Raw genomic sequence first — 23,289 nt, 5'->3', positions numbered from 1 at the left:
CATGAGCGACAGCATTCAACGTACCAGCGTCGGCGATTTTCCGATCTCGCAAACCGTCACCGTCCCGGCCTCCGCCAGCCTGATCTTCGTCAGCGGCACCTTGCCCGACCTGCATGACGCCAACGCCCCGGCCGGCACCCCGGCAGCCTATGGCAACACCGAAGTGCAGACGGTGTCGGTGTTCAACAAACTGCGCAAGATCCTGCGCCAGCAAGACCTGGACCTCGGCGATATCGTGCAGTTGCGCGTGTTCCTGGTGGGCGCTGAAGAAACCGGCGGCAAGCTGGACTTTGCCGGGTTGCAGGCCGGCTATACGCAGTTCTTTGGCACACCGGAGCAACCGAACAAACCGGCGCGCACCGCGTTGCAAGTGGTGGCATTGCCGTTGCCGGGGGCCTTGGTCGAAGTCGAAGCCATTGCCGCCAGAACCTCCTGAACCACCCCACACCGCCCCTTTATTTCACACCCCGACTTGTAGTGAGCGGGCTTGCCCCGCGCGGCGGCGTGTCAGCCACCTAAAATTTATCTGACACACCACAGCGGTGTGTCAGGCAGCTCAAGCTTATCTGACACACCGCGGCGCGGGGCAAGCCCGCTCACTACAGGGCTTTGTTTTTGCTGGGAAAATTCCTACATTGTGGCCGGAGATTTCATCATTCCTGCCCGACCTTTACCTCCTAGGATGGCCCCCTCGCTTGACCCCAAGCGAGAGGGCATCAGGCCCGCAAATGCCTAGGAGTCAAACCATGAAAATGACCTGTGTGAGCAAACGCCTGCGCCGCTCGGCCTGGGCCGTGATCGTCGCGGGTGTGCTGGCAGGCTGTGCCGCGACCCCGCCATCCGAGCAAAAAACCACCCTGGCCCGTGATTCGGTCGGGCGTGCCCTGGCGGCGCAGGCCACCCAATTCGCACCGCTTGAGATGAAAACGGCACAGGACAAGCTGGCCCGCATGGAGCAAGCCATCGGCGAAAAGAATTACGTCCTGGTCGACAGCCTGGCCGAGCAGATCGAGGTTGACGCCAACCTGGCCGAAGCCAAGGCCACTGCCGTGCGTAAACAACAGGTCTTGAACCAGGCGCGCGAGGGCATCCAGGTGCTCAAGCAGGAAATGCTCAACGCCCCCGCGACCACTCACTGAGGAGCCTCCCATGCGTGCCACTCTCGTCATACCTGTCCTGTCGGCCCTGACCCTGACCCTGGTCGGGTGCGCCACCCCACCGGAAAACCCGCAACTGCTGCAAGCGCGCAGCCAGTTCTCCACCCTGCAGCAGAACCCTGCGTCCAACACCCTGGCGGCGGTTGAAACCCGCATTGCGTCCAACGCGCTGGACCGCGCCAACCAACTGTCCCTGCACAGCCGTACCGACCCGAAGATCGACCAGCTGGCGTACCTGGCGACCCAGAGAATCGCGGTGGCCGAGCAAACCATCATCAGCCGGCAAACCGATGCCCAGCTCGACAACATCGCCGTTGACCGCACCCAGGTGCAGCTCGACGTGCGCACCGCTCAGCTCAAGGCGTTGCAGGCAATGAAGGCCCAGCCAACCGAGCGCGGCCAGGTGGTCACCTTTGGTGATGTGCTGTTCGATACCGGCAGGGCCGACTTGAAGCCGGGCAGCCAGCGCGACTTTCAGGCACTGGCGGATTTCCTTTTGCAAAACCCGGAGCGCCAGGTTCGCGTAGAAGGTTTCACCGACAGCACCGGCGGCGATGCTTTCAACCAAAGCTTGTCCGAGCGCCGCGCCCAGGCCGTTGCGCGTAGCCTGCAACGGCTCGGCGTGGGGATCGAACGCATGGCCGTCATCGGCTACGGCAAGCAGTTCCCGGTGGCCGATAACCTCAGTGCGCAGTCGCGTCAGTTGAACCGTCGCGTGGAAGTGATCGTGTCCAACGATGGGTCGGCGGTCAGCGCACGACGCTGAGTGGTTTTGGGGGCCACGGATCGCTTTATTCAGTGGCCTCAAACGCCGGGTGGTAGCTGACCACCCCGCGCGGCACCTCACCGTTGAACGACAGCGCCTGGAAGTACTGTGCAGGTACGCCGGGCAACTCAAGGCCAGGGCTGGCCTTGAACCCGAAACGACCGTAATAGCCCGGGTCACCGAGTACCACGCAGCCCGCAGCACCGAGGCGTTGCAATTCGGCCAGTGCCTTCTGCATCAGCGTCGAGCCAATGCCTTGGCCCTGTCGATCCGGCCAGACCGAAATCGGCCCCAGCCCGTACCAGCCCGTTGCACCGCCAGAAATACTGACGGGTGAAACCGCAACATGGCCAACCACCTGTTCGTCGCTCGTCGCTACCAGGGAGACGGTCAGTTGGCCAGCCTTTCTCAGTGCCGTGACGATGAATTGCTCGGTGTGACTGGAGTGCTCTTCGTGTTCAAAGGCGGCTTCAGTGAGTTGGCTGATGAGGTCGATGTCTTGGCTGCGTTCTGGACGCACGATGAGTGTCACGTTGAAATGCTCCTGGATGAGCGAGGGTGAACGGCGGATAGCGCGACAGCATACTGTGTGGGGCCGGGAGGGAGGCGGGCGGATCTTCTCTGCGGGCCTTCCTGAAACATCATTTTACATCTGCGTCGCGCCTCTCTATGATCGGTCGCCTGGAGATGGCATTCCTCCTTGACCCAACCGCTGCGTTCCGCAGCTGATGATGCCTACAGACACCTGGTCAACTCAGGGCTGTAGGCGTTCGCGCATAAACTCCCTCGTTGATCCGGCCCCTTTGGTTTTTTGTGGCTGATTCCATGTTCCCGATCAAGCGCCCTGAACAACTCGACCTTATCCCGTACCTGATCAAATGGTTGCTGCTCGCCAGCCTGGTGGCCGTGCTCGCCGGCAGTGCGTCGGCGCTGTTCCTGTTCTCGCTGGACAACGCCACCGCGTGGCGCGAAGCCCATCGCTGGATCATCTGGCTGTTGCCCCTGGCGGGGTTTGCGGTGGGGCTGATCTACCATTGGGTGGGCAAGCCGGTGGATGGCGGCAACAACCTGTTGATCGATGAAATCCACGACCCCAAGAAAGTCGTGCCGCTGCGCATGGTGCCGCTGGTGCTGGGCGGTACGCTGGTGTCCCATTTATTTGGCGCCTCGGTCGGCCGTGAAGGCACCGCCGTACAGATGGGCGGGGCGCTGGCAGACCAGCTGACCCGGGTGTTCCGCCTGCGGCGTGAAGATCGGCGCATCGTGTTGATGGCGGGCATCAGTGCCGGCTTTGCGTCGGTCTTCGGCACACCGCTGGCGGGGGCCTTGTTCGGCCTGGAGGTGCTGGCCATCGGGCGCATGCGCTATGACGCGCTGTTCCCCTGTGTCGTCGCTGCCATCGTGGCCGACCAGGTCGGCCTGGCCTGGGGCGTGGTGCACACCCATTACCCCATTGGCGAAGTGGTGCCGGTGTCACTGTGGAGTGTGTTGGCGGTGGCTGCGGCGGGCGTGGTGTTTGGGTTAGTGGGGATGCTGTTTGCCACCGCGGCCCACCGTCTGGGTGCGTGGGTCAAGCGCATGATTCCCTACGGGCCGCTGCGGCCGTTGCTCGGCGGCGTGGTCATCGCCGTGGCGGTGTGGGCCCTGGACGCCTACGCCTACATCGGCCTGGGTATTCCGAGTATCGTGCAATCCTTCAATGTGCCGATGGCGCCGTGGGATTGGCTGGGCAAGCTGGTGTTCACCGTGGTTTCCCTGGGCAGCGGTTTCAAGGGCGGGGAGGTCACACCGTTGTTCTATATCGGCGCTACCCTGGGCAATGCCTTGGCACCGTTGCTGCACCTGCCCTTTGCGATGCTCGCGGGCATCGGTTTTGTGGCGGTGTTTGCCGGTGCGGCGAACACGCCGCTGGCGACTATCGTGATGGCCATGGAACTGTTCGGCCCGGACATCGCGCCCTTGGCCGCCATCGCCTGCATCGCCAGTTACCTGGTCTCCGGGCACACTGGCATTTATCACGCCCAGCGCATCGGCCATGCCAAGCATGAGCGTTTCAAACAGGAGCCCAAGTGAGTCTATGAATGCATTGCTGGAAACCCGCGCCCTTACGCGCCTGGATGAACGCCGAGGCGTGGCATTGTTGCAGCCGACCCATTTCACCTTGAACGCCGCCGAGCGCGTGTCGATCACCGGCGCGTCCGGCTCTGGTAAAAGTGTGTTCCTGCGCGCACTGGCTTTGCTGGATGCGCCCAGCTCCGGGCAGATCCTGTGGAACGGCCAGCCGATCAGCAACGCGCAGATTCCCCATTACCGGTGCCACATCAGCTACCTGTCCCAGCGCCCGGCGCTGCTGGAGGGCACGGTGGAAGACAACCTGCGTTTCCCTTTCAGCCTCAAGACCTCGCGCAACCGCAGTTTCAACCTGGCCACGGTCACCACCTTGCTGGAGCACGCCGGCAAGGCGCCGGACTTCCTGGTCAAGCGTGCCGCCGACCTGTCGGGCGGTGAATCCCAGGTGGTCTCGCTGATTCGCACCCTGCAACTTAATCCTGAAGTGCTGTTGCTTGACGAACCCACCGCCGCCCTCGACCCTGCGTCGTCCCGCGAAGTGGAAGCGCTAATCGATGCGTGGTTTGCCGCGGATCGCTCTCGCGCGTGTATCTGGGTCTCCCACGACCTGGACCAGGCCCGGCGCATGAGCGACATCCACTTGCAGATGAGTGCCGGCGTGCTGGGCACGGCGGTGCAGCCATGAACTATCACAACCTCACCGCGCTGGACATGGGCATTGCTGCCTCGCTGATCCTGATTAACGGCGCACTGTCGCTGCTGCTGCGATTGGGCCTGGAGCGCCAGTTGCTATGGGCGGCAGTGCGCACCGTGGTGCAACTGTTGGCCATCGGTTACCTGTTGGGCTGGGTGTTCGAGTTTGCCTATTGGTACGTGGTGCTGCCGTTGATGTGCGCGATGACCTTGATTGCCGGTGTCTCGGCGGCGGGCCGGGGGCGGCGCACGTACAAGGGGCAGCGGGTCGACAGCATTGTGTCGGTGTGGGGCAGCTCGTGGCTGGTCACGGCCGTGGGCCTGTTTGCGGTGATCCGCATTCACCCGTGGTATGAGCCGCAGTACGCAATCCCGATTCTTGGCATGATTTTGGGCAATACCCTCACCGGTGTGTCCCTGGGCATAGAGCGCATGACCCAGGAACTCACCTCGGGGCGCAACACCATCGAGATGATCCTGGCCTTGGGTGGTTCACGCTGGGAGGCCGCCCAGGAAGCCATCCGCCAGGCGGTGCGTGCCGGGATGATCCCGACGCTGAACCAGATGACCGTGGTGGGCATCGTCAGCCTGCCGGGCATGATGACCGGCCAGGTGCTGGCCGGGGAGAGCCCGGTGGACGCGGTGCGTTATCAGATCGTGATCATGTTCCTGATCGCCGCCTCTTCGGCGTTGGGCACGGTAGGTGCGGTGCTGCTCACCTACCGCCGGTTGTTCTCCACCAGCCACCGCTTTTTGCGCGACCGCCTGCAAGAACGCTGAGCCCTGTAGGGGCCAGGTCCCACAGGGGACGGTAAACCTGTAGGAGCCGGCTTGCCGGCGATGGCGGTCTACCGGGTGGCATCTGTGTTGGCTGAACTACCGCGATCGCTGGCAAGCCAGCTCCTACACAAGCCAGGCCCGCTGGGCTAGTCTGGCACGCCGAAATCCAGCACCACTTTCATCGCCTGGGTCTTGTCCGCTGCCAACTCGAACGCCTGCACGGCATCGCCGAACGGCACGGTGTGGGAGATCACCGGGCGTACGTCGATGATGCGGCGGTTGAGCAAATCCACGGCCTGGGCGAATTCCGGGTGGAAGCGGAAGGTGCCACGCAGGTCGATCTCGCGGCTCACCAGCAGGTTGAGCGGCAGCGACACATCGCCGCCGAGGCCGACGGTGACCAGCACGCCACGCGGGGCGATGCATTCCAGGCCGTTGCGCAGGGCCTGGGCGCTGCCGGATACCTCGAACATCACGTCGAAGTAACCCTTCTCTGCGGTATAGCGCTTAAGTGCGTCGGCGCCATCGGCCAGGTTGTGGGTGCGCGTGGCGCCCATTTTTTCGGCGCAGGCGAGGGCGCTGGCGGACAGGTCCACGGCAACGATCTCACCGGCGCCGGCCGCGCGCAGGCTGCCGATCAGCAGGTTGCCGATGGGCCCGCAGCCAGTCACCAGCACCCGCTTGCCGAACACCGCGCCAGCGCGCTGGATCGCGTGCAAGCCCACCGACAACGGCTCGGCCAATGCCCCTTCGGCGAGGCTGACTTCATCGGCCAGCACGTGGGCCTGATGGGTCTCTATCACCAGGCTCTGGCGAAACGCACCCTGGATATGCGGGTAGGGCATCGCGCTGCCGTAGAAGCGCATGTTCAGGCAATGGTTGGGCAAGCCTTGGTGACAATAACGGCAGCCGCCGCAAGGGCGCGAAGGCGACACCGCAATACGCTGGCCGACCTTGAACGCGCCGGCGTCACGGCCCACCGCGTCGATCACCGCCGACACTTCATGGCCGAGCACCATCGGCTCGCGTAGGCGCACAGTGCCGAAACCGCCGTGCTGGTAGTAATGCAGGTCCGAGCCGCAGATGCCGCCCCGGGCAATGCGCACGCGCAGTTGGTCGGGGGCGAGGGCTTGCGGTTCATCCTGAGGATCGACCCGCAGGTCTTTCGAGGCGTGGCAGACAATGGCGTGCATAAGGTTCTCCAGGATTACAGCGACGCGGTGATGCCACCGTCGACGTACAGAATATGACCGTTAACGAAGCTCGCCGCATCGCTGGCAAGAAACACCGCTGCGCCCGCCAGCTCCTCGACATCGCCCCAGCGCCGGCTCGGGGTGCGTTGCACCAGCCAGTCGCTGAACTCGGGGTTGGCCACCAGGTTGGCATTGAGTTCGGTCTTGAAGTAGCCCGGGCCGATACCGTTGACCGTCAAGCCGTGCGGGCCCCAGTCGATGGCCATGCCCTTGGTGAGCATTTTCAGCGCACCCTTGCTCGCGGCATACGGCGCGATGCCCGGGCGGCCCAGTTCGCTTTGCACCGAGCAGATGTTGATGATGCGCCCGCGTTTGCGCGGGATCATCGCCCGTGCCACCGCCTGGCCCACCAGGAACGCACTGTCGAGGTTGGTGCTGATCAGCTCGCGCCAGTGCTGCTCGCTGTAATCTTCCAGCGGGCCACGGCGTTGCATGCCGGCGTTGTTCACCAGGATCTCCAGCGGGCCCAGGCGTTCTTCGATGTCGGCCACGGCGGCCTGGATTGCCGCGCTGTCGGTCACGTCGAATGCCTGGGTGTGTACCGGCAGGCCTTCGGCAGCGAGCAGGGCCGCCGCGTCGCGCAAGGTGCTGCGGTTGCGCCCGTTGAGCACCACCTGCGCGCCGGCCTGGGCCAGGCCACGGGCAATCGCCAGGCCGATCCCGGCGCTGGAACCGGTGACCAGCGCGAGCCGGCCATCGAGGCGGAAATTGTCTAAAACGCTTCTCATGGGTTACCTCTCCTAACGCTTCACACCACCAACGACAGCAGCATGATGAACCCCAGGGCGGCGAAGGAGAGCACGGTCTCCATCAGCGTCCAGGTCTTGAAAGTCTCGACGACGGTCATGTTGAAGTACTGCTTGACCAGCCAGAAACCGGCGTCGTTGACGTGGGACAGCACCAGGGAACCGGCGCCCGTGGCGAGCACCAGCAGCTCGCGGTTCACCCCCGGCATCAGGCCGATGACCGGTGCAACAATGCCCGCGCCGGTGATGGTCGCGACCGTTGCCGAGCCGGTCGCCACGCGTATCACTGCCGCCACCAGCCACGCCAGCAGGATCGGCGAAATCTCGGCACGCACCGCCATATGCCCGATCACATCCCCGACGCCGCTGGCCACCAGCATCTGCTTGAAGCCGCCGCCCGCGCCGACGATCAGTACAATCGCGGCGGTGGGGGCCAGGCTCGAATCCAGTAGTTTGCTCAGTTGCTCCCGCGAGAACCCGCGCGCCGCCCCAAAGGTATAGAACGCCAGCAACAAGGCCGCGAGCAGGGCGGTGATGGGGTGGCCGATAAAATCCATCCACACCCGGAAGGTGGCGTCGGCGGCGAAGGCCACGTCGGCGAAGGTCTTGAGCAACATCAGCACCACGGGCAGCAGGATGGTGATGACGGTAATCCCGAAGCCCGGCAGGTTGTCACCCGAGGACTCCTTGGCCAGTTGCTCCATCAGCTCGTCGGACGCCTTGCCCGGCACATAGCGCGAAATCAGGTTGCCAAACAACGGCCCGGCAATCACCGCCGTGGGCAGCCCGACGACCAGCCCGTAGAAAATTGTCTTGCCGATATCGGCGCCGAAGATGCCGATGGCCAGCAACGGCCCCGGGTGCGGCGGCACCAGCCCGTGCACCACCGACAGGCCGGCGAGCAGCGGCATGCCGACCTTGATCAGCGACAGCCCGGTGCGCCGCGCCACGATGAACACCAAGGGGATCAGCAGCACAAAGCCGATTTCGAAAAACAGCGGAATGCCCACCAGGAATGCCGAAAACATCATCGCCCAGTGCACACGCTGTTTGCCGAAGGCGCGGATCAGGGTGCGGGCGATCTGGTCGGCACCGCCGGAGTCGGCCATCAACTTGCCGAGCATGGTGCCCAGGCCGAGGATGATGCCAACGAAGCCCAGTACACCGCCAAAACCGTCCTGGAACGACTTCATGACCTTGTCCACCGGCATGCCGGAAGTCAGGCCGAGGAAGCCTGCGGCCACGGTCAGGGCGACAAAGGGGTGGACCTTGAGATGGGTGATCAACAATATCAATCCGATAATCGTGACCAGCGCATCGAGCAGCAGATAAGTGTCGTTAGCCATGCCGAGCATGGTGCCTCCTTGTTCTCATTGTTATAGGCCAGGCCCTGTCATATCGTGTATGACAGGGTGTTACTTCACCGCAGGCGCAGGCGAGCGTCCAATTTTCATTTGTGATCGGGTGATCAATGTTTGTGATAAGCAGGCTGAATTGATGGAGCTCAAGCACTTGCGCGCCTTTGTGGTGCTGGCCCAGGAACTGCATTTCGGCCGGGCGGCGGCGCAGCTGTCGATCGTGCAACCGGCGTTGAGCATGCAAATCAAATTGCTGGAGAGTGGCCTGGGCGTGCGCCTGCTGGACCGCAACCGCCATTCGGTAACCCTGACCGATGCGGGCCGGGCGTTTCTGCCCGAGGCCCAGGCCACCTTGCACCAGGCGGCGCGTGCGGCGGACGCGGCGCGGGCGTCCAACCGTGGCGAAATCGGTCGGGTGCGTTTGGGGTTTGTGTCGTCGGTGCTGCCGCAACTGTTGCCCGAATTGATCCGCGCCGTGCACCAGCGCTACCCGCGCATCGAGCTGGAACTCAAGGACATGCCCGGGCCGGACCAGGCGGCCGCGCTGAAGAACGGCCTGCTGGACTTCGGCCTGATGCGCCTGCCCGCCAGCCACCCCGGCGTGCAGACCCGTGCGGTGCTGCACGAGCATTTCTGCGTGGCGTTGCCGGTGGATCACCCGTTGGCGTCCAAGGCCTGCCTGCATCCCGCCGACCTGCTCCAGGTGCCGGTGTACATCCTGGCGCGCCGCTATGCGCCGGGCTTTTACGACGAATTCATCCAGGCGGTGGGCCTGCCCCTGGCGATCGCCTCCGAGTTGGGCGAGTTCACCACCATGCTTGCGCTGGTGTCTGCCGGGTTGGGCGTGGGCGTGCTGCCGCAGCAGGCGGCGCGGGCACTGCCGGCCAATTGCGTGTCGCGGCCCTTGGAGCTGGGCGCGTTCCAGGCTTGCACCGGCCTGGCCTGGACCGAGCTGGACAGCGCGGTGAAGACCACCGTGTTCAACCTGATCGTGGAATTGTTTGGCGAGTGATTGTTTCGCCCGATGAAATGCTGGATTGTAAATCCTGGTGATTCCAACGGCCGAGGCAGCGGTAGACGATGCGAGGCGTCGATCACCCACGCTTTTGGAGCTTTCCATGATCAAGCTTTATGGTTTCCCGTTGTCCGGTCATTCCCACCGGGTCAAGCTGATGTTGTCCCTGCTGCGGCTGCCCACCGAATTTGTGCTGGTGGACCTCAAGGTCGGTGCGCAAAAAGCCCCGGACTATATCGCCACGATCAACAGTTTTGGCCAGGTGCCGGCGATTGATGACAACGGTGTGGTACTGGCCGACTCCAACGCGATCCTGGTGTACCTCGCAAACACCTACGGCAAGGGCCAGTGGCTGCCGAGCGACGCGGTGGGGCAAGCGCGGGTTCAGCGCTGGTTGTCGGCGGCAGCGGGCCAACTGAGCGCAGGGCCTGCGGCGGCGCGGTTGGCCACGGTGTTTGGTGCCGAGGTCGACACCGTCGCCACCATTGCCCGGTCCCATGCCTTGCTGACACTGGTGGAAGCACAGCTGAGCCAGAGCCGCTTCCTGGCCAGTGAGCAACCCACGATTGCCGATATCGCGTTCTACACCTACGTGGCCCATGCGCCGGAAGGCAATGTGTCGTTGGCCGACTACCCTCATGTACGCGCCTGGCTCGCCAGCCTCGAAGCGCTGCCTGGGTTTGTAGGCATGCCGCGCACGGCGGTAGGTTTGCAGGCGCAATAGCGAGTTGTTTGATAAGGGGAGCCGATGGACCGATTTCACGAAATGCAGGTGTTCCTGGCGGTGGCCGAGGAGGAGGGCTTTGCCGCGGCGGCGCGTCGCCTGAAAACCTCGCCGCCCAGCGTGACCCGCGCCATCGCCGCCATGGAAGAGCGCATTGGCACCCAACTGCTGGCGCGCACCACCCGCAGCCTGCACCTCACCGAAGCCGGGCAGCGTTACCTGGAAGATTGCCGGCGCATCCTGGCGGAACTCGATGAGGCCGAGGAAGCGGCGGCGGGCAGTTATTCCATCCCCTGCGGTCACCTGACCGTGACCGCGCCGGTGCTGTTTGGCGAGCTGTATGTGGCGCCGGTCTTGGGGGACTACCTGGACCGGTTTCCCTTGGTCAACATCAACGCCTTGCTGGTCGATCGTGTGGTCAACATGACCGACGAAGGTGTCGATGTGGCGGTGCGCATCGGTCATTTGCATGAGCCGGGGCAGCAGGCAATCAAGGTGGGCGAAGTGCGCCGGGTGGTCTGTGCCTCGCCGGCCTATCTGCAACAGCACGGACGGCCCAGCCATCCGTCGCAGTTGCGTGAGGCCAAGATCGCCACGTCGTCGTCCAGCCAACTGGTCAGCGAGTGGGGCTTTATCGAGGCGGGCCAGCCGTTGACGGTGCCCATTGAGCCGCGCCTGGTGGTCACGGCGAATAACGCGGCGATCAACCTGGCTCGACTGGGTTGGGGCATGACCCGCGTGTTGTCCTATCAGGTGGCGGCCGCCGTGGCGGTGGGCGAGCTGGAAGTGGTGCTCGAAGCCTTCGAACCGCCGCCGCTGCCGATCCAGGTGGTGTTCCAGAAGAGCGGCCGCGTGCCGGCCAAGATCAACACCTTTGTCGATTTCCTCAGCCATCGCCTGGGCCAGGACGCTGCCCTGAACCCGGCGATGAAACGGCGCAGTTGATGGAGCGCTATCGCGACATGCAGCTGTTCGCCGCCCTGGCCGGGCAACCGAGCCTGGCGTCGGCGGCGCGTTGCGCGCAGGTGTCCGGCCCGACCCTGGTACGCGCGGTGGCCCGCCTGGAGGCGCGATTGCGCGTGCCGTTGCTGGCGCGCAGCACCCGTGGCGTGAGCCTCACCGACGCCGGCAGTGCCTACCTGGCCGACTGCGTGCGCCTGCTCGCCGCCGTGGACGCCGCCGAAGCCTCGGCCAAAGGCTTGCATGTGCAGGCCCAGGGCAACCTGCGGGTGTTCTTGCCGTTTTTGTTCAGCCGCTATGTGATGGCGCCGGTGTTGGCCAGTTACCTGGATCGCTATCCCGAGGTAAACCTGGTCGCTCACTACCATGACTATTACCCGAACCTGCACGAAGAAGGGCTCGACGTGGCCATCCTCGTCGGCGAGCTGCCCGACTCGGCGTTGATTGCCCGGCCGGTGGGGCGGGTGCGGCCTATCCTCTGCGCCAGCCCCGATTACCTCGCGGCTCACGGCGAGCCCCAACGCCCGGACGACCTCAAGCGGCATCGGCTGATTGCCGGTGCCGATCAAGTGCACTGGGATTTCCAGGGCTATCAACTCAAGGCCCGCGCCCGCCTGGGCTGTGCCACGGTGCAAGGCGCAATCAACGCGGCTGTGCATGGCGCGGGGTTGATTCGTTGCCTGAGCTATCCGGTTCACGAACACCTGCAGAGTGGGCAGTTACGCCGTGTCTTGCCGGACTTTGAGCTGCCACCCCTGCCTGTGAATGTGGTGTACCGCGAAGGCCGTAACGCCCCCATGCGCGTGCGCAGCTTTGTCGACCACTGCGTGGCAGCGTTGCGCGAGCATCCGGCATTTCAGCTGGCGTAATAGTGGATTGCCTGGCGTGGTGATTCTCACGCCTGCGGGTAGGGCGCAGTATCGGGGCATCTACTGGGAGGTACGCGCCATGAACCTGATTGAACCGTCTGTGTGGCATGCCGGTGAACGGCAGATTCAAGAAGCCGTGGGCGTGGCTGACCGCATGGCGGTGGTTGGGCCCAAGGTGATCCGCGATCACCTGCTGGAACAGCATCGGGATTTCTACCCGTTGTTGCCCTACCTGCTGCTCGGCGTGGTGGATGACCAAGGCACGCCGTGGGCGACGATGGTGGAAGGCGCGCCGGGGTTTGCCCATTCGCCGGACCCTTACACCTTGCAGGTCGACAGCCTGCCGTCGGCCTCTGACCCGGCCCGCAACGCCTTGCACGAAGGCGCAGCAGTCGGGCTGTTGGGCATCGACCTCAACACCCGTCGCCGCAACCGCATGAACGGCCGGATTGGCACCCTTGATCACGACGGCTTTTCAATCGACGTGGTGCAGACCTACGGCAACTGCCCCAAATACATCCAACTGCGCCCGGTCGACGCGATCGCCCGCAAGCCCGGCAGCGTGGTCGAACGCGCCGATGGCCTGGACGACGCAGCCCGCGCCATGATCCGCAACGCGGATACATTCTTCGTCGCCAGCTACGTGGATGTGCAAGGCGAACGCTCGGTGGATGTGTCTCACCGAGGCGGCAATACCGGGTTTGTACGCGTCGACGGCAACGTCCTGACCATCCCCGACTTCGCCGGCAACCAGTTCTTCAACACCCTGGGCAACTTGCAGGCCAACCCGGTGGCGGGGTTGTTGTTCATCGATTTTGAGTCGGGCGATGTATTGCAGCTAAGCGGGCGCACGGCGTTGATCCTCGAAGGCCCTGAAGTGGCGCAGTTTGAAGGGGCACAACGGCTGTGGACAGTGACCGTGGAACACATGATCCGACGTTCCGGAGCATTGGCGTTGCGCTGGCAGTTTGCCGAGTTTTCACCGTTCAGTCTGGCGATGGGGCCCTGGTAACCTGACCAAAGATGACCTGTAGTGAGCGAGCTTGCCTCGCGCGGCGGCGTATCAGGCTCCTTATTTACACCTGACACACCGCCGCGCGAGGCAAGCTCGCTCACTACAAGTGTTGCGGGATGTTGAACCGGCAGAGTGCGTGAGGCCGATGGGGTAGCCTTGTTTTCCCACCGACAACAAGGAAGCGTCATGCAACGAAAGGTCATCAATCCCACAACGGTATTCAACGCCCTGCAATACGGCTTCAGCCAGGCCCTTGAGGTGCCACAGGGCCGGCGCATCATGCTGTCCGGCCAGGTAGGGGTGGATGCAAACGAGCGCACGGTAGGCCCGGGTATGGCCGAGCAGACCGCCACGGCGCTGGACAATATCGACAAGATCCTGGCCGAGGCGGGCGGCGATCTGTCCCATGTGATCATGCTGCGGCTGTACATCGCCGAGTCCGCCCGCAACCAGCAGGAGCCGATTGCCCAGGCGTTGCGCGAGCGGTTCCCGCACAACCCGCCGCCGTCCTCATGGATTATCGTCAGCGGGTTGTCGTTGCCCGAATGGCTGATCGAAATTGAGGCCGAAGCGGTTATTCCAGTTGCTTAAAAAACCTGTAGGAGCCGGCTTGCCGGCGATAGCAATCTGTCAGTCACGCCTGCGCTGTCTGTTACACCGCCATCGCCGGCAAGCCGGCTCCTACAGGACGGTAGTGTTTTCGGGAGTATCGGCTGCGGCAGTCGGGCTTGGGTTGACGCCCCACGCACCGCCCAGCGCCGTGTACAGGTTCACTTCCGCCACCAACTGCGCCAGCCGGTCGACGATCAGCGCCTGTTGCGAGGTGAACAGCGAGCGCTGGGCATCGAGGAACGTCAGGTTGCTGTCGACGCCGCTGCGGTAGCGGTGCTGCGCCAGGTCGTAATACGCCTGGTTGGCGGCGACAAAATCGCGCTGCGCTTCCAACTGGTCGTTGAAGGTCTGGCGCGCAGCGAGGCCATCGGCGACTTCCTGGAAGGCGGTCTGGATGGATTTCTCGTACTGGGCCACGCCGATGTCTTTTTGCAGCTTCGCGTAGTCGAGGCTGGCGCGCAGGCTGCCGGCGTTGAAGATCGGCAGGTTGATCTGCGGCTGGAACGTCCAGGTGCCCGCGCCGCCCTTGAACAGCCCGGACAGTTCATTGCTGGTGCTGCCGGCGTTGGCAGTCAGGCTGATCGACGGAAAGAATGCCGCTCGGGCCGCGCCGATGTTCGCGTTGGCCGCCTGCAGCTGGTATTCGGCCTGCAGGATGTCCGGGCGCCGTTGCAGCAGGTCCGACGGCAGGCCGGCTGGCACGCGTGCTACCAGATCATCGGCCAGCGGGCGTGACGGCAGGCGCTCATCCACCGGACCGCCGACCAGCAGCGCGAGGCTGTTGAGGTCCTGGGCAACCTGGCGTTCATAACGGGCCACGCTGGCGCGGGTGCTCTCGACCGCCGTACGGGCCTGCACCACATCCAGCGCCGAGGCTTTGCCGGCGCTTTTGCTGCGGCTGGTCAACTGCCAGCTGTGATCGTTGGCGACCAGCGTCTGCTGGGCCAGGGCCAGCAGTTCCTGATCAGCGCGCCAGGTCAGGTAGGCATTGGCGACGTTGGCCACCAGGCTCAACTGCGCGCTGCGGCGTGCCTCCTCGGTGCCCAGGTAAGTCAGCATCGCCTGCTCGCTGAGGCTGCGCACGCGGCCGAACAGGTCCAGCTCATACGCGCTGATGCCCAGCGTTGCGGAGTAGTTGGAGGTGATCGCAGGCTTGCCGGTGCCCGTTACGTCGCCGGGCAATCGCTGGCGTTTGCCAGCCCCGGTGGCGGAAACCGCCGGGAACAGGTCCGCGCGCTGGATGCGGTATTGCGCCTGGAAGGCTTCCACATTCAGTGCGGCCACTCGCAGGTCGCGGTTGTTGGCCAATGCGTCGCCGATCAACTGCTGCAAGGCTGGGTCGTGGAACAGTTGCCGCCAGTCCGGCGTAACTGCCACGGTGCCGGCTTGCGCCAGGCGATAGACCCCGCCTTGAGGAAACTGCGCCGGCACCGGCGCCTCGGGGCGCTGGTACTCGGGGATCAACGAGCAGCCGCCGAGCATCCAGGCCAGGCCAACGCCCGTGAGAGTCAGTCTGTTCATCAGGCGCCCACCATCCATTTGGCCAGGCCATGGCGGCCGCTCACGCCCAGCTTGGCGGCGGCGCGCTTGAGGTAGGTCTCGATCGAGCTGTTTTTCACGCTGAGTTTTTCCGCCATTTGCGGCACGGTGCCGCCGGTCAACAAGCCCAGGCACACTTCCTGCTCCCGGGCCGACAGGGTGATATCGCTGAGGGACAAGCGTTTGTAGAACTCACGTTGCAACTGCGACTGCTCCAGCAAACTGTGCGCCGGCTCGGTGGAGGCGGGCGGCGCCTGGCGCAGGATCTGCGCGTGGCGTTCCATCAACGGCAACAGCGTGTCCGACAGGCTCTTGAGAAACGACAGCTCCGCGAGGGAAAACCCACGCTGACCCGGCAAGCGGTACAGCGAAATCACACAGCGCCGATTGCCCTGGCGTGACACCAGGTTGCACTGGTGCGACGTGCCGCGCAGGTGCGTGCTCTTGGCCTTGGCCTTCATCTGGATCAGCAGCGGGTCCTGCATGCCGAGCATTTCCCGCAGCAGCGGGTGGTCGTTGAGCGGGTGCAGCGTCTGGGAAATCGGCAGGTCCTTGTTCAGGCCGGCGCTGCCCAGCAGCTTGATGTCGAGCACGCTGTCGCGAGGTTCGTCGAGGGTCCATTCACTCAAGTCCACCAGGTGAATCGGTACCCATTTGTCCACGAGGTGCAGCATCTTGCTGGCAAAATCCTCGTGGCCGCTGGTGGAAATCAACTCGCCCATTTCGGCGTAGAAATGCGGGCTTTCCGTGTTGTTGATGCTGCGCGTCAAACTCATAGCCATCTCATCCTTGAAGTCGAACACCGTCAACGGACTCCCTGGGCCTCTGCGGGGGCGATCCGTTCCTCATGAACGTGAGTCGGCGCTCGAGAGTGCATTTAGCCAGTGGATTTGTCCTACGTATGTAGCGGAAACGTGGGACACAAGCTGCCATAAAAACATCGTCATTAATTCGACGTTTCTGACGGCGCATTCCGCCGAAGATATTTCATTCAGGGCATTTAGATTTTTTTAACTATCTGAAAAATAAAGATAAAAATGATATGCGGAGCCAATTCGGTAAAAACGACATCGGCCAGATATAGCCAATTTCCTACACTCATTTAATCGATTCAGCAGTGAACCATCAGCAGGCCCTGTTTCGATCCGTTTGGATGTCCGGGTTTCGGGTGACAGACAGTCCCCCACCCCCATGCTCAAATCCGGCAATTTCGCCGTCATGGGCCTCCCTGCGCGGCCAGTGCCTGCCCCCCATGAGAAGGATCTTATGAAGCATTTTCCCAGCCTGCCGGCCAGCTTCCCCCTCACCGCCGCGCAACAGGACATCTGGCTCGACCAACTGCGTGCAGGCGACTCACCGTTGTACAACATCGGCGGTTATGTCGATTTCGCCGGTGCGGTGGTGCCCGAATTGATCCAGCGCGCCATCGAGCAACTGGTCGCCAAGCACGATGCCTTGCGTACCCAGTTGCACAGCGATGCCGATGGCCTGCCTCGGCAGACATTTGCCGACGAATTGCCGGCTGAAGTGGCCCTGCACGATTTTTCTGCGCTGCCCGACCCTCAGGCCGCTGCCCAGGCCCTGATGCATGCGCACATGGCCCGACCCTATGCCCTGCAAGGCGAGCCGCTGTTCCGGTTTTTCCTGGTCAAGCTCGATGACAGCCACTATCGCCTGGGCACACAAGCCCACCACCTGATCCTTGACGGCTGGGGCTTCGGCCAGATGCTGCAATCCCTGGCGCGCCTGTACACCGCCCTGGAACAGGGGCGGCAACCCGAACCGCTGGCGCCGTCCTATGTCGACTTTATCGAGGCCGACCAGCGTTACCACCAGTCGCCACGCTACGCACGCGACCGGGCCTATTGGCTGGACAAATACCAGGCACTGCCCGAGCCACTGCTCACACCCCGGTACACCGCGCAAGCCGCCAGCAATACCTTCGTGCAACCCTTTCCCGTGACCTTGCTCGACCGCATGGAACAAGTGGCCAACCGTTACCAGGCGTCGGCGTTCCATGTGCTGCTGGCGGCGATGTACGTGTACTTCACTCGCACCCATCAGCGCGATGAGTGGGTCGTGGGGCTGCCGATCCTCAATCGCTCCAACGCACGTTTCCGCTCCACCGTCGGGCTGTTCACCCAGGTCAGTGCGGTACGGTTTCAGTTCAGCGAACAGCTGCCGTTCAGCGCATTGGTGCGTGGGGTGCGTGACCAGCTCAAGCAGGACTTCCGCCACCAGCGCTTCCCCTTGAGCGACATGAACCGCGAGCTGGGCCTGCGCCGTGCGGATCGCGGCCAGTTATTCGACCTGTCGGTGTCGTTCGAGCAGGACGACCATGACCTGCGCTACGGCCAAGTCCAGGCGCGGGCGGTCAAGGTGTCCAACCTGCATGAACCGTTGCCCCTCGCCATCCACTTGCGCAGCAACCGCTACCAGGACACCGCGTGCCTGCATTGCGTGTACAACGAAGCCTATTTGCAGCATGACGAAGTGCAGGCACTTGCACAGCGCTTTACCTGGTTGCTGGAGCAGGGGCTGGAAGACACCGCGTTGCAAGTCGGCGAGTTTTCCCTCGTAACGCCCGCCGAACAGGCGCTGCTGCAACGGTGGAACGCCACGGCCCAACCCAACACTGAACCGCATACCCTGCACGGGCGCATCGAAGCCCAGGCGGCCCGCACACCGGAGGCCATCGCGGCGATTTACCAGGGCCGGCACCTGACCTACGCCCAGCTCAATCAACAGGCCAATGCGTTGGCCCATCGCCTGCTGGAACACGGCGTGCAACCGGATGACCGCGTGGTGATCCTGGCCCGGCGCAGCCTGGAAACCCTGGTGGGGTTGCTGGCGATTCTCAAGTCTGGCGCCTGCTATGTACCGGTGGACCCGGCCCATCCGGCCGAACGCTTGAATTACCTGCTGCAAGACAGTGCCCCGGTGGTGGTGCTGACCCAGCACGACCTGCTGCACCGCCTGCCGGCATCGAACGTACCGGTGATCGAGCTGGACCGCCCCACCTTCCACCTGGGCAGCAATCCGCGTGTGGCTGTCACGCCTTCGAACCTGGCTTACGTGATCTACACCTCCGGCTCCACGGGTTTGCCCAAGGGCGTGATGGTCGAGCACCACACCGTGTCGAACCTGGTGGACTGGCATTGCCAGGCGTTTCACCTGCGCGCCGGCAGCCACACCGCCAGCGTCGCCGGGTTCGGGTTTGACGCGATGGCCTGGGAAGTCTGGCCGGCATTGTGCGTAGGCGCGACGTTGCACCTGCCACCCGCTCACGAGGGCGCGGAAGACATCGACGCGCTGCTGGGCTGGTGGCAGGCGCAGCCACTGGACGTGTGCTTCCTGCCCACGCCCGTGGCCGAGTACGCCTTCAGCCAGCGCCTGGAACACCCGACCCTGCACACCTTGCTGATCGGCGGCGACCGCTTGCGCACCTTCACCCGGGCGCAGACGTTTGATGTGATCAACAACTATGGCCCCACCGAAGCCACGGTGGTCGCCACGTCGGGCCGCGTGGACGTCGGCCAGCCGTTGCACATTGGCGGGCCGATCGCCAATGCCCGGGTGTACCTGCTCGACGAGCAGCAGCGCCCTGTGCCGATCGGCGCGGCGGGGGAGCTGTATGTGGGCGGCAAGGGCGTGGCGCGGGGCTACCTGAACCGTCCCGAACTCAGCGCCGAGCGCTTCCTCGACGATCCGTTCAACGAGGGCCGCATGTACCGCACCGGCGACTTGGCGCGCTGGCTGCCCGACGGCAACCTCGACTACCTGGGGCGCAACGACGACCAGGTGAAAATCCGTGGGGTGCGGATCGAACTGGGCGAAATCGAGTCCGCCCTGGCCACCCATCCCCAGGTCCAGGAAGCCGTGGTGCAGTACCGCGACGGCCAATTGCTGGCCTGGTTCGTCCCGCGTGAACCGGTGGCCATCGAAGCCCTGCGTACCCATCTGCAGGCCACGTTGCCGGACTACATGCTGCCGGCTGCCTACATGGCACTCGATACGCTGCCGCTGACCGCCAACGGCAAGCTCGATCGCAAGGCCCTGCCGGCGCCGACCCAGGAGGCCTTTGTCACCCGCCGGTATGAAGCGCCGCACCCTGGGGTGGAAACCCTGCTGGCAGAGATCTGGACCGAGCTGTTGCAGGTGCAGCAGATCGGTCGGCATGACCATTTCTTCGAGCTGGGCGGGCATTCGTTGCTGGCGGTGCAACTGGTGCAGCGCATGCGCCAGGTGGGCCTGCGCGCCGATGTGCAGGTGCTGTTCGGCCAGCCAACCCTCGCGGCGTTGGCGGCGGCGAGTGCAGCCGGCGACGTGGAGACGACCGAATTGGCCGGCCCGGACGACGCCGGCCTGGCGCGCATCGTCGCGAGCATTCCCGGCGGTGCGGCGAACATACAAGACGTCTACCCCTTGGCCCCGTTGCAGGAAGGCTTGCTCTACCACCACATCACCGATGAGCACGACCCGTATCAGCAGCAGGCCCTGTTCAGCTTTGCCCGCCGCGACCAGTTGGATGCTTTTGCCCAGGCCCTGCAACAGGTGATCAACCGCCACGATATCCTGCGCACCAGCCTGGTCTGGGACGCCCTGGAACAACCGATGCAAGTGGTGTGGCGCACCGCGCAGTTGCGTGTCGAACCCATGGGCGAACACCCTGCGCCGCTGGACCTGCGCCAGGCACCGCTGATGGCCCTGGACTATGCCGAAGAGCCCCACGCGCAACGCTGGATCGCGCGATTGCGCTTCCACCATTTGGTCAATGACGCCACGTCCACCACGATCCTGATGCAGGAGATCCGTGCCCACCTGCTGGGCCAGCAGGCGCAGTTGCCCGTGCCGGTGCCGTATCGCAACGTGGTGGTACAGGCCCGGTCTCCGGCTCGGCAAGCGGCGCACGAGGGGTTTTTCCGCGAGCAGTTGGGAGACGTGGACGAGCCGACCCTGGCGTTCGGCTTGCAGGAACGCCAGGCGGATCGGGCGCAGACCGAAGAGGCTGCACGCCCATTGAAGGACAGCCTCAATCAGCGCTTGCGTGGCCAGGCGCGTGGCTTGGGGGTCAGCGTCGCCAGTGTGTTCCACCTGGCCTGGGCCCAGGTGCTTGCCCGTGTCAGCAGCCGTGAAGACGTGGTGTTCGGCACCGTATTGCTCGGCCGCTTGCAGGCGGGCGAGGGCGCCGACCGCGCCCTGGGTATGTTCATCAACACCTTGCCGTTGCGCTTGCGGTTGGCTGGCCAGAGCGTGGCCGATGCACTGCGCGACACCCACGCGCGGCTCAGTGCGTTGCTGGTCCACGAGCAGGCTTCCCTGGCTCTGGCCCAGCGTTGCAGCAGTGCATCGCCGCTGTTCAACAGCTTGCTCAACTACCGCCATACCGACGCCGAGCGCGACCTGACCCTGGTGCCGGGCATCGCCTTGATCAGCAGCGAAGACATCCTCAGCTACCCGTTGATGCTCACCGTGGACGACACCGCCAATGGCTTCCTGCTCAAGGCCAAGGCCCCGCTCAAGGTGGGGGCCGAGCGCCTGCTGGACTACCTGGAGACCGTGCTGACCCACCTGGTGGAGGCTCTGGAGCATGCGCCGCAAACACCATTGCGCGAGGTGCCGGTGCTGCCCGCCGGTGAACTGAACACCCTGCTGGTTGACTTCAACGCCACCGAGACCGACTACCCCGACACCCTCACCGTGCAAGCGCTGTTCGAAGCCCATGCGCGGCATACTCCCCACGCCATTGCCGTACAGGCCGGCGAGCGGCAGCTCACCTATCGCGAACTCAATGAGCGCGCCAATCGGCTCGCCTTCTACCTGCGCGAGCGCGGTGTGCAGCCAGACGCCCGGGTGGCGCTGTGCGTCGAGCGCGGGCTGGACCTGGTGGTGGGCTTGCTGGCCATCCTCAAGGCCGGCGGCGCCTATGTGCCGCTGGACCCGGGCTACCCCCGCGAACGGCTCGCCTACATGCTGCAAGACAGCCAGCCGGTGGCGCTGCTGGTGCACGCTGCGACCCGTGACCTTACGGGTGACGTATCGATCCCGGTCATCGACTTCGACCATTGTGCCTGGAGCCAGGCGCCCAGCGGCAACCCGTTGGTGCCGGGCCTGAGCGTCGCCAACCTGGCTTACGTGATGTACACCTCGGGCTCCACCGGCACGCCCAAGGGCGTGATGATCGAGCATCGCGGCCTGGGCAACCTGATGCACTGGGGCTCCCGGCTGTGCCCGAACGCCGAAGGCGGCGCGTTGCTGCAGCGTGCGCCGTTCAGCTTCGACGGTTCGGTGTGGGAGCTGTTCTGGCCGCTCACCAACGGCATGCGCCTGGTGCTGGCGCGGCCCGACGGCCACCGCGAACCGGCCTACCTGGCGCAGGTGATTCGCGAGCAGCAGATCACCGTTATCAAGTTCGTACCGGCCATGTTGCAGCAGTTCCTTGAGTTGGAAGAGTCTGCCTTGTGCACCAGCCTCACTGACGTGCTGTGCGGCGGCGGTGAACTCACCGAAGCCCTGGCCCGAGGCGTGCAAGCCCGCTTGCCAGGGGTGCGTTTGCATAACGTCTATGGCCCTACCGAAGCCACGGTGGACAGCAGCGCCTGGACGCTGGAGCCCGGCGCGGCGGTGCCGGCGTTGCAGTTGCCGATTGGCCGGGCGATCCACAACACGCGCCTGTATGTGCTCGATGAACACGATGCGCCGGTGCCGATGGGCGTCAGCGGCCAATTGCACATCGGCGGCGTGGGGGTTGCCCGTGGTTACCTGGGGTTGGCGCAGATGACGGCCGAGCGCTTTATCGACAGCCCGTTTGTTGAAGGCGATCGGCTGTATCGCACCGGCGACTTGGTGCGTTATCTGCCCGATGGCAACCTTGAATTCCTCGGGCGCAATGACTTCCAGGTGAAGCTGCGCGGGGTGCGCCTGGAGCTGGGGGAAATCGAGTCACGGTTGGCGGCGCATCCGGCGTTGCGCGAAGTGGCGGTGCTGATCCGGGACGAGCGCCTGGTGGCGTATTTCACCGTGCGCGGGGAGGCGCCGACGTTGGACCTGTTGCGTGCCCATGTGCTGGAGCAATTGCCCGAATACATGGTGCCGGCGGCGTTTGTGCAACTGGAGGCGCTGCCACTGAATCCGGCGGGCAAGCTGGATCGCAAGGCATTGCCGGAGCCGGGGTTGGAGTCGGTGCTCAGCCGGGCTTATGAGGCGCCGGTTGGCGAGGTGGAAACCTTGATGTCGGGCATCTGGGCCGATGTCCTGAAGTTGGAGCGGGTGGGGCGGCATGACCACTTTTTCGAGTTGGGTGGGCATTCGTTGCTGGCGGTGAACTTGGTGGCTCGTTTGCGCAAGGCGGGGTTGGAGGTGGATGCGCGCACGTTGTTCAGCCAGCCGACGTTGGCGCAATTGGCGGCTTGCACGGTGGCGCAGGTGCAGCGGGTGGAAGTGCCTGAGACTGCCATTCCGCAGCTCAACCGGCGGCGCCGTATCTGACTGCGGCGCCACCTGTGGGAGCTGGCTTGCCTGCGATGGCGGTTTGTCGGTGTACATATCCGTTGTTGTGGTAACCGCTACTTAGGGTTTCGCTCTTACAGCGACTCACTTTTGGAGGAGCCAAAAAGTAAGCAAAAGGCTCTTGCCCCACCACTCGGCACCTCGCTTAGGCTCGGTGTGCCCTCACTCCGGCTTGAATCCGTGGGCCGCCGTCATGGGCCATCCCTGGCCCAGGACGGCTAAC

The 23,289-nt window shown here is 64.2% G+C and carries 19 protein-coding genes and 1 riboswitch; of the genes, 13 read left to right on the top strand and 6 right to left on the bottom strand.

Annotated elements, in window-relative coordinates; genetic code table 11:
- The first annotated feature begins 1 nt into the window (after position 1).
- From AC07OV_RS29140 to AC07OV_RS29130, 3 genes are all read left to right on the top strand, one after another.
- Complete coding sequence (locus AC07OV_RS29140; RefSeq protein ID WP_176999121.1) at positions 2-436, top strand: RidA family protein; 435 nt, start codon at positions 2-4, stop codon at positions 434-436.
- A 310-nt stretch (positions 437-746) separates the two neighbouring features.
- Positions 747-1,139 (top strand): DUF4398 domain-containing protein, encoded by a 393-nt coding sequence (locus AC07OV_RS29135; RefSeq protein WP_494996325.1) that lies wholly within the window; start codon positions 747-749, stop codon positions 1,137-1,139.
- 10 nt (positions 1,140-1,149) lie between these two features.
- Complete coding sequence (locus AC07OV_RS29130; RefSeq protein ID WP_494996326.1) at positions 1,150-1,923, top strand: OmpA family protein; 774 nt, start codon at positions 1,150-1,152, stop codon at positions 1,921-1,923.
- 25 nt (positions 1,924-1,948) lie between these two features.
- Here AC07OV_RS29130 and AC07OV_RS29125 read toward each other — a convergent pair whose 3' ends face one another.
- A complete protein-coding gene (locus AC07OV_RS29125; RefSeq protein ID WP_495093521.1) occupies positions 1,949-2,455 on the bottom strand; it encodes a GNAT family N-acetyltransferase in 507 nt (168 codons plus the stop codon).
- 142 nt (positions 2,456-2,597) lie between these two features.
- A riboswitch (Fluoride riboswitch) is annotated at positions 2,598-2,668 on the top strand.
- A gap of 80 nt (positions 2,669-2,748) precedes the next feature.
- Here AC07OV_RS29125 and AC07OV_RS29120 point away from each other — a divergent pair.
- Genes AC07OV_RS29120 through AC07OV_RS29110 form a run of 3 tightly spaced genes read left to right on the top strand, consistent with a single transcriptional unit; the run spans position 2,749 to position 5,466 of the window.
- Positions 2,749-3,996 carry a voltage-gated chloride channel family protein gene (locus AC07OV_RS29120; protein WP_495093520.1) on the top strand — a complete coding sequence of 416 codons (1,248 nt, stop codon included), beginning with the start codon at positions 2,749-2,751 and terminating at the stop codon, positions 3,994-3,996.
- Between the two features lie 4 nt (positions 3,997-4,000).
- Positions 4,001-4,678 (top strand): ABC transporter ATP-binding protein, encoded by a 678-nt coding sequence (locus tag AC07OV_RS29115; RefSeq protein WP_495093519.1) that lies wholly within the window; start codon positions 4,001-4,003, stop codon positions 4,676-4,678.
- On the top strand, positions 4,675-5,466 hold the full coding sequence (locus AC07OV_RS29110; RefSeq protein ID WP_176999127.1) for an ABC transporter permease: 792 nt from the start codon (positions 4,675-4,677) through the stop codon (positions 5,464-5,466). Before AC07OV_RS29115 ends, AC07OV_RS29110 begins: the two co-directional genes overlap by 4 nt.
- A gap of 146 nt (positions 5,467-5,612) precedes the next feature.
- Here AC07OV_RS29110 and AC07OV_RS29105 read toward each other — a convergent pair whose 3' ends face one another.
- Genes AC07OV_RS29105 through AC07OV_RS29095 form a run of 3 tightly spaced genes read right to left on the bottom strand, consistent with a single transcriptional unit; the run spans position 5,613 to position 8,820 of the window.
- Positions 5,613-6,659 (bottom strand): L-idonate 5-dehydrogenase, encoded by a 1,047-nt coding sequence (locus AC07OV_RS29105; RefSeq protein WP_494996329.1) that lies wholly within the window; start codon positions 6,657-6,659, stop codon positions 5,613-5,615.
- A gap of 14 nt (positions 6,660-6,673) precedes the next feature.
- Complete coding sequence (locus tag AC07OV_RS29100; RefSeq protein WP_494996330.1) at positions 6,674-7,447, bottom strand: glucose 1-dehydrogenase; 774 nt, start codon at positions 7,445-7,447, stop codon at positions 6,674-6,676.
- Between the two features lie 20 nt (positions 7,448-7,467).
- Complete coding sequence (locus AC07OV_RS29095) at positions 7,468-8,820, bottom strand: GntP family permease (RefSeq protein ID WP_494996331.1); 1,353 nt, start codon at positions 8,818-8,820, stop codon at positions 7,468-7,470.
- Between the two features lie 142 nt (positions 8,821-8,962).
- Here AC07OV_RS29095 and AC07OV_RS29090 point away from each other — a divergent pair, with 142 nt between their 5' ends.
- The 6 genes from AC07OV_RS29090 (at position 8,963) to AC07OV_RS29065 (ending at position 13,997) form a co-directional block, all read left to right on the top strand.
- Positions 8,963-9,835 carry a LysR family transcriptional regulator gene (locus AC07OV_RS29090; RefSeq protein ID WP_176999131.1) on the top strand — a complete coding sequence of 291 codons (873 nt, stop codon included), beginning with the start codon at positions 8,963-8,965 and terminating at the stop codon, positions 9,833-9,835.
- Positions 9,836-9,941: 106 nt separating this feature from the next.
- Positions 9,942-10,562 carry a glutathione S-transferase family protein gene (locus AC07OV_RS29085; protein WP_494996333.1) on the top strand — a complete coding sequence of 207 codons (621 nt, stop codon included), beginning with the start codon at positions 9,942-9,944 and terminating at the stop codon, positions 10,560-10,562.
- 24 nt (positions 10,563-10,586) lie between these two features.
- Entirely contained in the window at positions 10,587-11,507 is a 921-nt protein-coding gene (locus tag AC07OV_RS29080; protein WP_176999133.1) for a LysR family transcriptional regulator, read from the top strand.
- A complete protein-coding gene (locus AC07OV_RS29075; protein ID WP_495093518.1) occupies positions 11,507-12,391 on the top strand; it encodes a LysR family transcriptional regulator in 885 nt (294 codons plus the stop codon). The genes AC07OV_RS29080 and AC07OV_RS29075 overlap by 1 nt, the downstream gene beginning before the upstream one ends.
- Before the next feature lie 79 nt (positions 12,392-12,470).
- On the top strand, positions 12,471-13,403 hold the full coding sequence (locus AC07OV_RS29070; protein WP_495093517.1) for a pyridoxamine 5'-phosphate oxidase family protein: 933 nt from the start codon (positions 12,471-12,473) through the stop codon (positions 13,401-13,403).
- A 189-nt stretch (positions 13,404-13,592) separates the two neighbouring features.
- Positions 13,593-13,997 carry a RidA family protein gene (locus tag AC07OV_RS29065; RefSeq protein WP_495093516.1) on the top strand — a complete coding sequence of 135 codons (405 nt, stop codon included), beginning with the start codon at positions 13,593-13,595 and terminating at the stop codon, positions 13,995-13,997.
- Between the two features lie 90 nt (positions 13,998-14,087).
- Here AC07OV_RS29065 and adeC read toward each other — a convergent pair whose 3' ends face one another.
- Positions 14,088-15,539: an AdeC/AdeK/OprM family multidrug efflux complex outer membrane factor gene (gene adeC / locus AC07OV_RS29060; protein WP_495093515.1), complete on the bottom strand. Its 1,452-nt coding sequence runs from the start codon at positions 15,537-15,539 to the stop codon at positions 14,088-14,090.
- Positions 15,539-16,333: a helix-turn-helix transcriptional regulator gene (locus tag AC07OV_RS29055; protein WP_176999158.1), complete on the bottom strand. Its 795-nt coding sequence runs from the start codon at positions 16,331-16,333 to the stop codon at positions 15,539-15,541. The genes adeC and AC07OV_RS29055 overlap by 1 nt, the downstream gene beginning before the upstream one ends.
- A gap of 490 nt (positions 16,334-16,823) precedes the next feature.
- Between AC07OV_RS29055 and AC07OV_RS29050 the strand changes: the two genes are divergently transcribed.
- On the top strand, positions 16,824-23,045 hold the full coding sequence (locus AC07OV_RS29050) for an amino acid adenylation domain-containing protein (RefSeq protein ID WP_495093514.1): 6,222 nt from the start codon (positions 16,824-16,826) through the stop codon (positions 23,043-23,045).
- The last annotated feature ends 244 nt before the right edge of the window (positions 23,046-23,289 follow it).

The organism is Pseudomonas sp. GW821-FHT09A09 (assembly GCF_059418405.1).
Note: the sequence above shows the minus strand (reverse complement) of the source record. Positions and strands in the feature narration are given on the sequence as shown.